13 protein-coding genes are annotated in these 12,805 nt (G+C 45.0%); 7 read left to right on the forward strand and 6 right to left on the reverse strand.

Annotated elements, in window-relative coordinates; translation table 11 throughout:
- Window positions 1-5 precede the first annotated feature (5 nt).
- From lipB to Q1Q15_RS07965, 6 genes are read right to left on the reverse strand one after another with little or no spacing between them, the layout of a single operon-like run.
- Window positions 6-722, reverse strand: a complete 717-nt coding sequence (gene lipB / locus Q1Q15_RS07940; protein ID WP_300458252.1) for a lipoyl(octanoyl) transferase LipB — start codon at window positions 720-722, stop codon at window positions 6-8.
- Window positions 707-2,164, reverse strand: a complete 1,458-nt coding sequence (gcvPB, locus tag Q1Q15_RS07945; protein WP_300458254.1) for an aminomethyl-transferring glycine dehydrogenase subunit GcvPB — start codon at window positions 2,162-2,164, stop codon at window positions 707-709. The genes lipB and gcvPB overlap by 16 nt, the downstream gene beginning before the upstream one ends.
- Window positions 2,164-3,498 (reverse strand): aminomethyl-transferring glycine dehydrogenase subunit GcvPA, encoded by a 1,335-nt coding sequence (gene gcvPA, locus Q1Q15_RS07950; RefSeq protein WP_300458255.1) that lies wholly within the window; start codon window positions 3,496-3,498, stop codon window positions 2,164-2,166. Before gcvPA ends, gcvPB begins: the two co-directional genes overlap by 1 nt.
- 6 nt (window positions 3,499-3,504) lie before the next feature.
- Complete coding sequence (gcvH, locus tag Q1Q15_RS07955) at window positions 3,505-3,903, reverse strand: glycine cleavage system protein GcvH (RefSeq protein ID WP_300458258.1); 399 nt, start codon at window positions 3,901-3,903, stop codon at window positions 3,505-3,507.
- A 21-nt stretch (window positions 3,904-3,924) separates the two neighbouring features.
- Complete coding sequence (locus tag Q1Q15_RS07960) at window positions 3,925-5,181, reverse strand: aminomethyltransferase family protein (RefSeq protein ID WP_300458259.1); 1,257 nt, start codon at window positions 5,179-5,181, stop codon at window positions 3,925-3,927.
- A 21-nt stretch (window positions 5,182-5,202) separates the two neighbouring features.
- Window positions 5,203-5,646, reverse strand: a complete 444-nt coding sequence (locus Q1Q15_RS07965) for an Lrp/AsnC family transcriptional regulator (protein ID WP_300458262.1) — start codon at window positions 5,644-5,646, stop codon at window positions 5,203-5,205.
- A 650-nt stretch (window positions 5,647-6,296) separates the two neighbouring features.
- On the opposite strand from Q1Q15_RS07965, the gene Q1Q15_RS07970 reads away from it, so the two are divergent.
- The 7 genes from Q1Q15_RS07970 to Q1Q15_RS08000 are packed head-to-tail and all read left to right on the forward strand — an operon-like array spanning window position 6,297 to window position 12,788.
- Window positions 6,297-8,024 (forward strand): PAS domain-containing sensor histidine kinase, encoded by a 1,728-nt coding sequence (locus Q1Q15_RS07970; protein ID WP_300458265.1) that lies wholly within the window; start codon window positions 6,297-6,299, stop codon window positions 8,022-8,024.
- A gap of 17 nt (window positions 8,025-8,041) precedes the next feature.
- Complete coding sequence (locus Q1Q15_RS07975; protein ID WP_300458267.1) at window positions 8,042-8,473, forward strand: response regulator; 432 nt, start codon at window positions 8,042-8,044, stop codon at window positions 8,471-8,473.
- Window positions 8,474-8,491: 18 nt separating this feature from the next.
- On the forward strand, window positions 8,492-8,914 hold the full coding sequence (locus Q1Q15_RS07980) for a response regulator (RefSeq protein WP_300458270.1): 423 nt from the start codon (window positions 8,492-8,494) through the stop codon (window positions 8,912-8,914).
- A gap of 40 nt (window positions 8,915-8,954) precedes the next feature.
- On the forward strand, window positions 8,955-10,535 hold the full coding sequence (locus Q1Q15_RS07985) for a DASS family sodium-coupled anion symporter (RefSeq protein ID WP_300458272.1): 1,581 nt from the start codon (window positions 8,955-8,957) through the stop codon (window positions 10,533-10,535).
- A 16-nt stretch (window positions 10,536-10,551) separates the two neighbouring features.
- Window positions 10,552-11,760 (forward strand): response regulator, encoded by a 1,209-nt coding sequence (locus tag Q1Q15_RS07990; RefSeq protein ID WP_300458275.1) that lies wholly within the window; start codon window positions 10,552-10,554, stop codon window positions 11,758-11,760.
- Entirely contained in the window at window positions 11,757-12,197 is a 441-nt protein-coding gene (locus Q1Q15_RS07995) for a response regulator (protein ID WP_300458278.1), read from the forward strand. The genes Q1Q15_RS07990 and Q1Q15_RS07995 overlap by 4 nt, the downstream gene beginning before the upstream one ends.
- 33 nt (window positions 12,198-12,230) lie before the next feature.
- Window positions 12,231-12,788 carry a CBS domain-containing protein gene (locus tag Q1Q15_RS08000; protein ID WP_300458280.1) on the forward strand — a complete coding sequence of 186 codons (558 nt, stop codon included), beginning with the start codon at window positions 12,231-12,233 and terminating at the stop codon, window positions 12,786-12,788.
- The last annotated feature ends 17 nt before the right edge of the window (window positions 12,789-12,805 follow it).

A 12,805-nucleotide genomic window follows, 5' to 3' on the forward strand; every position in this document is an offset into this window, starting at 1 on the left:
GGTTCTTAACTCGTTTCTTTTTTTCTAATCGAATAGTCGAATACAGTTGAAAAATGTTGTATAAAAGCCGTTTTTATTTGATCCATTGACAGAGTGTCCGTGTCTGGGCCGCAACTCGACCCGGATTTGACCAATTCCTTTTCAATGGAGGTGATGGAGATATCGCTGAGCCCGCAGGGATGAATCCATGAAAAAGGTTCAAGGTCAGGGGTGATGTTCATGGCCAGCCCATGAATGGAGATACCTCTTTTAATGGAGATGCCGACACTCCCGATCTTAGCATTCTCCACCCACATGCCATGATTTTTTGGGTTTCGGTCTGCAGGAATGTTAAACGCCAATGCGGTTTGTTTCATGATTTCTTCAAGACCATGGACATACTCTTTTACCCCCAGTCGGTTTCGTTCAAGATCAACAATGGGGTACAGGACGGCCTGACCTGGGCCATGATAGGTAATATTTCCACCGCGATCCGTTTGGACCAGATCAATGTTTTTTTCGCGTAAAAAGTTTCGGGATACGCCCAGGTTTTCCAGTCCCCCTCTTTTTCCAAGGGTGAAAACCGACGGGTGTTCCACAAAAAATATCCGGTCCTCAAGGAGCGGTTGATTCATCTTTGAGTGTAAGGTCTCCAATTGAAAATCAAGCGCTTTTCTGTAGTCCAGCAGATCAAGATCGATGAATACCGCAGAGCGCCTGGCCCGGTTTATCCTCTCAGGCATGGCTTCCTTGCTGCCGTGACTTCGTCCAGCCGTGTGACCTTGGGCCGAAGGGGTGCTGTTTTTAATTTTTCAGGATTCTCCTTTGCTTCCTTGGCAATGGCTTTTACCGCGTCAATAAATTGATCAATATCTTCTTTTGATTCGGTTTCCGTGGGTTCAACCATAAATGCACCATCCACAACCATGGGAAAGTATACAGTGGGCGGATGAAACCCGAAATCCAGTAGTCGTTTTGCCATATCCATGGTGGTAATGTGCGTCTCTTTTTGAAATAGATCATTAAATACACATTCATGCATACAGGGTCTGTCATAGGGCAGGTTAAGCGTGCCTTTCAAACTCTCTTTGATATAATTGGCATTGAGGACGGCCAGTTTGCTGGCATCGGCAAGTCCTTTGGCGCCCATGGACAGGATATAGGAATAGGCCCTGACCATCACACCAAAATGTCCGTAAAAGGTATGGATTCTGCCGATGGTATCCGGACAGTCTGTAACCCACTCATAGGTATCTAATTTTTTTATAATTCTGGGGATGGGTAGAAAGGGTTCAAGGGCCTTGACAACCGCCACCGGTCCTGATCCCGGACCACCGCCGCCATGGGGGGTTGAAAAGGTTTTATGAAGATTTAAATGAAGGATGTCAATACCGACTTCACCGGGTTTGACAATACCCATTATGGCATTCATATTGGCGCCGTCGCCATACACGAGCCCGCCCTTGGAATGGACAATATCGGCGATTTCTCGGATATTGGATTCAAACAGTCCCAGGGTATTGGGATTGGTGACCATGATCCCGGCCGTATCTTCATCCATAATGGCTGCCACGGCTTCCGGTTCGAGGATACCATTTTTACCGGATTTGATATTCACGGATTCATATCCGCAAAGACTGGCACTGGCTGGGTTGGTGCCATGGGCCGTGTCCGGGATAATAATTTTCGAACGCTGTCGACCGTTTTTTGCATGAAAGGCATGGATCATGAGCATGCCGGTAAATTCACCATGGGCGCCAGCGGCCGGTTGAAGGGTCACTGCATCAAATCCGGTTATTTTCGCCAGATAGTGCTCAAGGTTCGCCATCAGTTTTAATGCCCCTTGGGAAAACATATCCCCGGCGAACGGGTGGGCAGCGGCAAACCCTTGTCGGGCCGCCTGTACTTCATTGGTTTTGGGATTATATTTCATGGTACACGACCCCAGGGGGTACATACCGGAATCCACCCCAAAATTCCACTGGGAAAGGCGGGTGTAGTGCCGGACCACATCCAGCTCGGACAACTGGGGAAGGTCAGGGGCATCCCCTGTAAGGTGTTCATCCAGCAGTGTCCGTTCAACATCCGGCTTTGGCAAGGACATGGCACACCGTCCTTTACGACTTTTATCCCACAGCAGCGGTTCATTGAAAATAAGGCCGCTTGTTCCAGGTTGCTCGTTCATTATTTCACCTCCTTTGCCAGTTGATCGATATCTTTTTTTGAAAGGGTTTCCGTTGCGCAGAACAGATAATGGTGTTTGAGTTCAGGATAGAACGGTTCAAGATTCATTCCGGCAAAAATGCATTTATCCTGAATCAAGGCCGTCCTTTTTTGTTCAAACCCCTTCGGCGCCTTGAGGACAAATTCATTGAAAAAAGGTGTCTCATATACTGATTCAAAACCTGCCGTTAAAAGACTTTCTTTTAGATAGTGGGCTTTATCATGATTCTGCTGGGCAATTTCCCGGATGCCGATTTTACCTACAGTGGCAAGGTACATGGCCGCTGCCATGGCGTTGAGTCCATTGTTGGAACAAATATTGGAAGAGGCTTTTTCTCTCCTGATATGCTGCTCCCGGGTGGCCAGGGTCAATACAAACCCTTGGTCACCATTGGTATCATGGGTTTTTCCAATCAATCGCCCGGGAAGGTTTCTCATTTGTTTTTGCGTACCGGCAAGCAATCCCAGACCCGGGCCGCCAAATGATTTGGCAAGGCCTAAACTCTGGCCTTCGCCAGCCACCAGATCTGCACCAAAGCTGCCCGGTGTTTTTAAAAGACCATAGGCCATTGCCTCGGTAAAAGAGACGATAAACAAACTTTTTTTAACGTCGGCAATGGCTTTTACAGCGGCTAAATCTTCTATGTTACCCAAAAAATTCGGAGACTGAATGGCAATGCCGGCAATGTCCTCCATACCTGCTAAGGCGGTGAGATCTGTTCGCCCCTCTGGTGTATAAGGAATTTCAACCATTTCGTAGCCCGAAGGGCTGATGTAGGTCTGAATGATCTGTCTGTGGCTGGGATGAACCAGGGCCGAAACGGCAATTCTGCGGACTTTTTTACTCGTCCTTAAGGCAATCAGCGTGGCTTCTGCCAGGGCTGTCCCGCAATCATAATGGGATGCCGTTGCAATGTCCATGCCCAAAAGCGCTGTCACCATGGTCTGAAATTCATAGATGCCCTGAAGGGTTCCCTGGCTGACTTCCGGTTGATAGGGCGTATACGCAGTCATAAATTCAGACCGTGAAATCAAATAGGGGATAATAGCAGGAATATAATGGTCATATCGGCCCGCACCGATGAAGCATTTATAATCCTTACACGCAATGTTCTCGGAAGCAAGTGCTTCCATATGGGTATTGAGTTCCCATTCAGACAAGCTTTCCGGAATATCAATACCGTCCTTTGTTTTGAGATTATCGGGTATGCAGTCAAACAGGTCTTCAAGGCAGGATTGTCCTGTGACCTTTAGCATACTTTCGATATCTTCCGTGGTGTGGGGGAGATAACGCATGGCTTTTTATCCTTTCAGCATGTCAAGGTAAGCGGTTTTGTCCATAAGGGTATCCATCTGGGAGATGTCCGACGGTGTTAACTTGATGAGCCACCCGGTGTCATAACAAGAGTCATTCACCAGTTCAGGGGCATCTTCAAGTGCTGCATTGATCTCCACAATCTCTCCGGCGATGGGCAGATAAATTTCAGAAACCGCTTTGACAGATTCCACACTGCCAAACTCATCCCCCTGGTCAAATTCATCACCGACTTCCGGAAGTTCGACAAAAACGATCTCCCCCAGCTGGTCCTGGGCATAATCATTAATGCCAATGGTGACAATATCACCGGAAAGTTTTGCCCACTCATGATCTTTTGTGTACTTCACATCATCCGGTAAGTTAAGATCCTTCATTTCTTTCATGCGAGCCTCCAATCATAAATGTTAAATAAAATTATCCAGTTTTTTCCTTGCCGTTCTGTCCGGTCTGATATCTGTCACAATGGTGGCGGTTATCGTTCTTTTTCCTTCTTTAAACGTCAACTTCATACCCGGGTCCAAAGGTCTGGACACCTTTACAAACCCACAACTGATGCCTTTTATCTTGAGATCCGGGGGACGGTTTGCGGAATTGATGCTTACAATTTTGTTGTTATGCCAGGTGATCCCCATATCGGTGGCACAGGTCAGCACTTTACCAAGGATGTTTCCTGTTTCATCCGTTACCTGGGTATGATCGCCCGGGGAAACCTTTCTTAACGACTCTCCCACAAAGGGATAGGTAAATGCATCGCCCGATTCGGCCGAAAGTGCTTCCGCTCCAAGAAAGGGTTTTGTAAAAGCGGTTTTGTCTTTTGTATAGGGCAGGGCAAACTCCCAGGGGTGATTTGTGAACTTCCAGGGCCCAATATCCTGATGGGACAGGGGCAGACATGCGCCGGCCCTTAAAGAGTCCCGGGCGCCTAAACCACAGGCGGCAATGCCAAAACCGTCTCCCGCGGCCAAGGTGTCTTTCCACAGTTTAACGATGGCACCAGGAGCAAGAAAGATCTCAAAACCAAATTCACCGGTATATCCTGATCGTGATAATAAGACCGGGGTGCCGTCCAGCAGTTGAACATCGGAGTTACCAAAGACAGGTTCATTAAAGTTGCCTTTAAATGAAAAATACGGCATGCGATCAAACACTTTTTCAGGATTTCGAAGTACGCGTGACAGAATCCGGGCGGAATTGATGCCCTGGATGTCCATTTTGGCGATTTTTTCAGATAAGTCCTCAATGGTGACATCCAGGCCCTTTTTGTTTGCATCCAGATGTCGGGCAATGGCAGCGCCCATGCCTGCATTGACGCAGACCATGAACGAGCTGTCTGAAAATTTGTAAACAATGGCATCGTCTATGCAATGCCCTTCCATTGTCAAGAACGCACCGTATACGCATCGACCCGGCTGAAGCGGGGTAATGTCCCGGGTAAAACAATAATTGATCAGTTCAAAGGTGCCGACCCCGGTAACGCTGATGCAGGCCATGTGGCTGGTATCAAATATACCGGCGGATGTCAGAACGGTAAGGTGCTCGTTTTTAACCCCGGTGTCATACCATAACGGCATGTCAAATCCACCAAAATCAGCCATATTCGCACCGGCGCTTATATGCCAGCCATGCAACGGAGTTGTTTTCAGGCGGGTGTTCATGCTCATAATAACCATCCTTTTTCTAAATTAAAAAATATAAGGAACCTTTAAATTATAGGATTTATAGACCACAAAGGTTTCCACGGATCTGACGCCCTGGACCTGGGAAATTTCTTCGGTATAAAATTCCAGCAGCCCAAAGCCTTTTTTAAACAATATCAGCACCAGAAGGTCATACCTGCCGGTGACAACGCTGACGGAAATAACCCCTTTGAGCTTGCTGATTTCTTCCCCTTTTTCCACCAGGTTCATCTCTGAAAGCTTGATGCCGATGATGACCACCCGGTGATCGGGCAGGGTTGCCGGGTCAACAAGGCCGCAAATTTCCAGAACACCTTCTTCCTGAAGTTTATTTACCCTGGATCGAACGGTGTTCTCCGTGATGGCGAGTTTATCGGCAATCCGTTTAAAGGATTTTTTTCCTTGCTTTAATTCTCTGATGATATCAATATTGGTATCGTCAATTTTCATGATTTCCCCATTATTTGGTATATATTTGTGGAAAATGATTTTTATTTTATAATGATATAAAAAATATCTTACGATAATGGTATTGTCAAATAAAATTTAAAAAAATTTATGAAAAATTAAATTTTATTTGATTAAATTAAGGGAATTCATTTAGACAATGGTAATAAAATCGCCATTGCAGCCGTGTTAAATGGTCAGAAAGCAGTGCTTGCTCCTAAAACCGTAGACCGTCTCCTGACGGCCGCCGGCTTCAACCAGGCCGCCCTGGTAACCGTATCAGACAAGGCTGCCCTGTCAACAGCCTGCAACACCATCGGATTTCCCCGCCATGGTCACTGGAACGGAAATGATTCTCGGCGTCAGCCGGGAACAGGGGTTTGGACACCTCTGGAGACAAGCTCTTATTTTTGGGGAGTTATTCCCCGTTTGGGGAATAACTCCCCAAACGGCCGCCCTTGGCCCCAAACGCATCAGAATCAATCGTCAATTTGATAACCCCTAAAAATCAATCACTTTTCAGACCGCTTGCAGGTTCGAAATTCGGCGATTCAAAGGGCTGGCACACGAGTTGCTCTATATCACTATTAAAGAAGCATAGAAGGACATACATGACATTGGCACTTGAAAAATGATAATAAAGGAAAAGTCACATGGAAAATGGTTCTGAAGAGCGAGCGGTATTTTATCAGGTACTGACGAGAAAAATCAGGTCCTTGATACTGATTGTCTCTTTCCTTCCTATGATATTAACCACTGGCATTCTGTTTTACCGTTTTCATCTCACCTATACCAAAAAAACACAGGCACATATTTCAGAGCTGATTCAAAAACACAGTGACCAGATCGACACTTTTCTGTTTGAGAAAGTAGGGAATATAAAATACCTTGCGCATCATTTTGATCGTGGAAAAATGGCACCGAAAATTTTTCTTAAAGAAAATTTTGAGTTGTTAAAAAGTGACTATGGTGACGTATTCACGGACGTGGGACTGGTCGATGAAAATGGCATCCAGTTTGCGTATGAAGGTCCGTTTAAGCTTGAGAATGCCAACTATTCAACTGCAAAATGGTTTATAGAAGCAAAAGAAAAACCGTTTTATATCAGTGATGTGTTTACCGGGTTGAGAGGGCACCCGCATTTTATTATTGCGGTTAAAATTAATTCGGATGATTCCAACTATGTTTTACGATCGACCATCAATTTTGGTGCCTTTAATTCTCTTGTTGAAAATATCCATATCGGGAAAACCGGATTCGCCTTTATCATTAATGCAAACAGTACGCTGCAGACAAAAAGGGATATTGGATTTGACCCGTCAATAGCTGCATCAATGGTTGATCGAAACCTTTACAAAAATAAGAAAACATTTTTTACAAAAAAACAGGATGCTTCGGGAAATCATTATATTGTCGTGACATCCATGCTCAATAATATTGACTGGGTCATGGTTTTTCAGCAGGACCTCAATGACGCGTTTCATGATATGCGGGAAGCCCAGTATCTTGCATTGGCCATTTTTATGATCGGAAGTATTGCCATCCTTTGGGTAATCGTTGCACTTCCCCGCAAAATTGTGAAATTGATGTCCAGTTCGGATAAAAAAAGTGAGGCCATGAACAGGCAGGTTGTTGAAAGCGGGCGCCTGGCATCGATTGGCGAACTGGCAGCCGGCATAGCCCACGAAATCAACAATCCGGTGGCCATTATGGTGGAAGAGGCTGGCTGGATAGGCGACCTGCTGGAAGAAGAGGATTTAAGGGAATGTGAAAATCTCGAGGAATTTACCCGTGCCCTGGGTCAGATTCAAACGCAGGGCAGACGATGCAAGGAAATTACGCATAAACTGCTCAGTTTTGCCAGAAAGACCGATTCAACAATCAACGATGTACAGATCAATACGGCTGTCACGGAGATTGTCTCTTTGACCGCCCAGATGGCCAGATATAACAATGTGACAATCAAAACTGAACTGTATGAAAAAATTCCATATATCAAGGTATCACTTTCCGAACTGCAGCAGGTTATCCTCAATTTAATCAATAACGCCATTGATGCCATGGAAAAAACCGGCGGGGTGATAACAATTGAAACCAAAACCAGCACCACTAAAAAAAATCACATCGTTATTGCAATCGAGGATAATGGTCCCGGCATACCCAAGGATAACCTGCACCGGATATTTGACCCGTTTTTTACGACAAAACCCGTTGGACAGGGAACCGGTCTCGGGCTTTCAATCTGCTACGGTATTATTCAGAGAATGAGCGGAAAGATAGAAGTCTACAGCCATGTGGGCGTCGGAACAAAGTTTAGAATCTGGATACCATTCCAGGAAGATACAGAAATTAATGGAGAAGACCTTATCATTGAATCATAAAAAAAGGGAGATTAATTATGCACAAAATCAAAGTATTGCTGGTAGATGATGAAAAGGCATTTTTGGATACGATCAGTAAACGTCTTAAAAAAAGAGGAATGGATGTTACGGCCGTTTACAGCGGGAATGACGCACTTTCCGAGCTTGAGAAGAATAAAAGCATTGAAGTGGTAATTCTTGATGTAAAGATGCCGCAAATGGACGGCATCCAAACCCTGATCAAGATTAAAAAAACGTTCCCCCTGGTGGAAGTGATCATGCTGACAGGTCATGCCACGGTGGAAACTGCAATTGACGGTATGAAACTAGGGGCCTTCGATTATCTCATGAAGCCCTGCGACATTGAACTGTTGCTAACTAAAGCCATGAATGCGGCAGACAGGAAAAGACTGCATGAAGAAAAAATTATGGAAGCCCGGATTAAGGAAATTACGGATCGGCGGGTGTAAGATTTAAAGAGGAATACCATGAAAAAACAGCCAGAAGATAAGAATACCATCAGTGTTTTGCTCATTGATGATGAAAAAGGGTATTTAAATGTCCTTGCAAACAGGCTCTCCAGACGGTTTGTCAATGCCACAAAAGCGTTTTCCGGTCCACAGGCGCTCCGGATTTTGAGGAAAAAGGATTTTGATGTCGTGGTCCTGGATCTGAAAATGGAAGAACTGGATGGCATCGAAGTGCTGAAAATAATAAAAAAGATGGCCCCGGAACTGCCGGTCATTATTCTAACCGGGCATGGATCCCAGACAGCGGCCAAAGAAGGAATTTCTTACGGTGCTTTTGACTATCTGACCAAACCCTGCGAGCTGGTGGAATTGATCGATAAAATCGAACAGGCCTGTATTGAAAAATCAAGACAAATACAATCTTTTTACCCTGTGGATTAATTGAGCCGCTGGATTAGATGTGATCTGTTAAGGAGTTAAGATGTTTTATAAAACAAATGAATTTAAACTGTGCATTGCTTTTGTTGTTGGTATCTTGGTTTTTATACTGCCCAGACCTGAAGGAACTCAGTTCAGGATAACCAATGATCAGGACATGATGTTGTTGCAGAATTTGAGTACGCATTTTGATGTGGTTCCCCAAAAAGAGAAAAAGACTGTTTCCTACGTTGTGAAGGCTAAAAACCCCGGGGCACCTGAGGCGTCTGCAGACTTCCTGAATCAGAAGGTAAAAGACATGGGGTTAAAAGAGGTTAAAGTCGACTATATAGACGGGCTTTCACCAAAAGCAAAAAGGTTTCTTGCCATCCTTGCGTTTCTTGTCATATTGTTTGTGATTGAGCCCATACCACTGGAAATTACCGCTGTTTGTATCGGTGTGTTTCTGGTCATTTTTCAGATTGTAGATGTGAAAACGGCATGGGCCCCGTATATGCATCCGGTGGTCATTTTTATCATGTGCTGCCTTATTTTCGCCATTGCCCTGGACAAAGCCGGTTTAACCAAACGCCTGGGATATTACATTATTAAAAAGGCAGGAAACAGCGTCACCCGGTTTACATTTATCATTGCCATCGGCCTTGGGCTTGCCTCGTCGGTGATGCATGATGCGGCTGCCTGTGCAGTGGGGATTGTAACCATGCTGCCGTTGATGCGGTCGGTTGGGATTGAACCGTATACCAATACAGCCAAGTTCATGATGCTTTCTTTGCCTTTTGCCTGCTCTGCCGGCGGCATGGGATCGCTTGTGGGTGGTGGCCGGAATATGGTTTCCGCAGCATTTTTAAAAGAATTTACAGGCATTGAAATCACGTTTTTTGACTGGATATTGTATGCGATGCCGGCAGCCATTGTGACGGTTCCGGCGGCAGTTTTTATCGTATATATGGTTTACAGACCAGACCCGGAATTTAAACTGCCGGATTTTGATGAAGACCTGGGCCCCATGACAAAACTGGAAAAAAAGACGTTGATTATTATTGTTTCTTCCTTTGGCCTGTGGCTGACCAAAGGTCTGCACGGCATAGACTATTCGGTGACAGGGATGCTTGGGGTTGCCGTCCTGGTGGTGTTTAAAGTGCTCAAATGGAGAGATATTAATGACAACATGGAATGGGGAACGGCATTGTTTATTTTTGGTGGTGGTATCTCCCTTGGGCTTGCCATGGGCTATTCCGGTGCGGCCGATTATTTGGCCCACCTGTTCTTCCCGTTGATCCAGGGGAAAGGCTGGCTGGTGCTTTTCATCGGAGTCGGCGTCTTTGGTGCCCTGGTCACCAATGCCATGGCCAATGTGGCTGCTGCAGCGCTTATTTTACCCATTGTCATCCCAATGGCCCAGCTTGAAGGCGTGGACCCGACAGTGTTGGCACTATGCCTTGGGATGGCCACCTCCTTTGCACTGCTGCTGGTCATTGGCTGTCCGCCAAATGCCATTGCATACAGTTACCGGTATTTTAAATCATCTGATTTGACAAAGGTGGGCCTGGTGGCCACACCGCTCCTGCTAACACTTCTTGTGGTCGTAGCAGCCGTGTGGTGGAAAATCCTGGGATTAATCTAAGGGGCAAGTGAAAAGAATGACAGATAAAGAACACGAGATGGAAAACAAGACGGACGAAAAAATCCTCGTTCTTCTGGTTGACGATGAGACTGGGTTCCGTCGGACAATCGCCAAGCGTCTCGGTAAACGTCAGATGGCAGTCATAGAGTCGCCCAATGGCAAGGCGTGTATGGAAATACTTGAAAAAGAACCGGTTGATGTGGTCGTTCTTGACGTAAAAATGCCGGGAATGGACGGAATCGAGACATTAAAAGCCATTAAAAAAGTATATGTTAAAAAGATTCAGGTAATTCTTTTGACAGGCAATGCAGCAGTGAGCGACGGCATTGAAGGAATAAAGGCTGGTGCTTTTGACTATTTAACCAAACCTGTTGAGATTGATCATCTGGTAAATAAAATCCGGCAGGCAGCGGATATGCTCCGGTTTGAAACAGAAAAGCAAAAAGAACAGGAATACCGCTTGAATCTGGAAAAAAAGATGATAAATACGGAACGGCTTGCCTCTCTGGGAACGATGTCCACCGGGATTGCCCATGAGATCAACAATCCCCTGGCCATCATTAATGAGTCTGCCGGATTTATGAAACAGGTGGTCCAATCCCCTGAAATGGCGGCTTTTCCTCAAAAACAAGCCCTGTTAACCGGGATTGAGAAAATTGAAAAAAGCATCAAAAGGGCCCGAAAAATAACATTACAGCTCCTTGGACATGTCAAACAGCAGTCGTCCCAGATCGGTGAATGTAACGTGAAAGCACTGCTTTTTGAAACCCTGAGTCTTTTACAAAATGAACTGGACGATAAAAATATTAGTGTACAATGGGAAATGGATCCGGAAAAAATGACCATCTGGAGTGATCCGTATAAAATCAGACAGGTATGTATGAATCTGTTGAGCAATGCCATTCATGCAACACAAGAAAACGGTTCAATCACCCTGTCCGGTTATATGATTGATAGTGATGTCCTTCTCGAGATTAGGGATAACGGTATTGGAATTCCCAAGGAAAATTTGGGTAAAATCTTTGATCCGTTTTTTACAACCAAATCTTTTGATAAAGGAACCGGGTTAGGTCTATTCGTGGTTCATAAGATTATTTCCGCTCTGAATGGAGAAATTCATGTAAAAAGTGAGGTTGGAAAAGGAACTTGTTTTACTATCAGGTTTCCTAAATACACCAAAATCAGTGACGGGACAGATAAAATGGAAAGGGGGCAAATCAAATGATAAAAATACCGGCGAAAGTTTTAATCGTAGATGATGAAAAAGATTTTGTGGAAATGTTTTCATTGCGGCTGAAAGGCCAGGGAGAAAAAGTATCCACGGCTTTCAGCGGGAAACAGGCATTGGAGATCCTGGAAAAGGTGAGGATTGATGTGGTCATCCTGGATATCCGGATGCCGGGTATGGACGGTATTGATACCCTGAAACAGATAAAGACATTATATCCCCTTGTTGAAGTTATTTTACTGACAGGGCACGGATCCACGGAAACGGCTGTGGAAGGTATGAAATCAGGGGCGTTTGACTACCTGATGAAACCGGCTGATTTTGAAGACATTAGAATAAAACTTGAGAATGCCAGAAAACGAAAAGATGAGCACGAGGAGCGCATTCGGCAGGCGGAAGTCCGTCTTCTATTAAGAAAAAGTGGGGATTTATAAAACTCAACTGCGATTAAACTCAAGGAGACACAAATGAAATCCATCCTAGTGAAAGATTTAATGGTTCCCCTTTCGGAATATGCAACAGTAACCGATGATGCCATGCTCTCGGATGCTTTGGACGCCCTGGAATCGGCACAAGCGGAATTTGACAAAAGCAGATACCGCCATCGGGCAATTTTGGTTTGCGAGAAAAAAAGTGGAAAAGTGATCGGCAAGCTCAGCCAGCTTGACGTTATCCGGTCATTGGAACCTAAATATGAATTATTTACTGAAGATAAGACATTTCCGAACGCCGGAACATCACATTTTGGTTTCAGCCCAAAGTTTATGAAAGATATTCTGGAACAATACGAATTGTGGTATGAACCCATCAGTGATATCTGTAAAAAAGCACAGGTTCAAAAAGTTAAAAATATTATGCAAACACCTTCGGTCGGAGAGTTTGTTAAAGAAGATGCGAATTTAGGTGAAGCGATTCACCAACTCATCATGGGACACCATCAGTCTCTTTTGGTGACCCGAAATGGAGATATTGTGGGAATTTTACGGCTGACAGATGTTTTCAAAGAGATTTGCAATAACAGGTAACGTAAAACATATAGAGA

This window comes from Desulfobacula sp., assembly GCF_030145145.1.
Lineage (GTDB): Bacteria > Desulfobacterota > Desulfobacteria > Desulfobacterales > Desulfobacteraceae > Desulfobacula.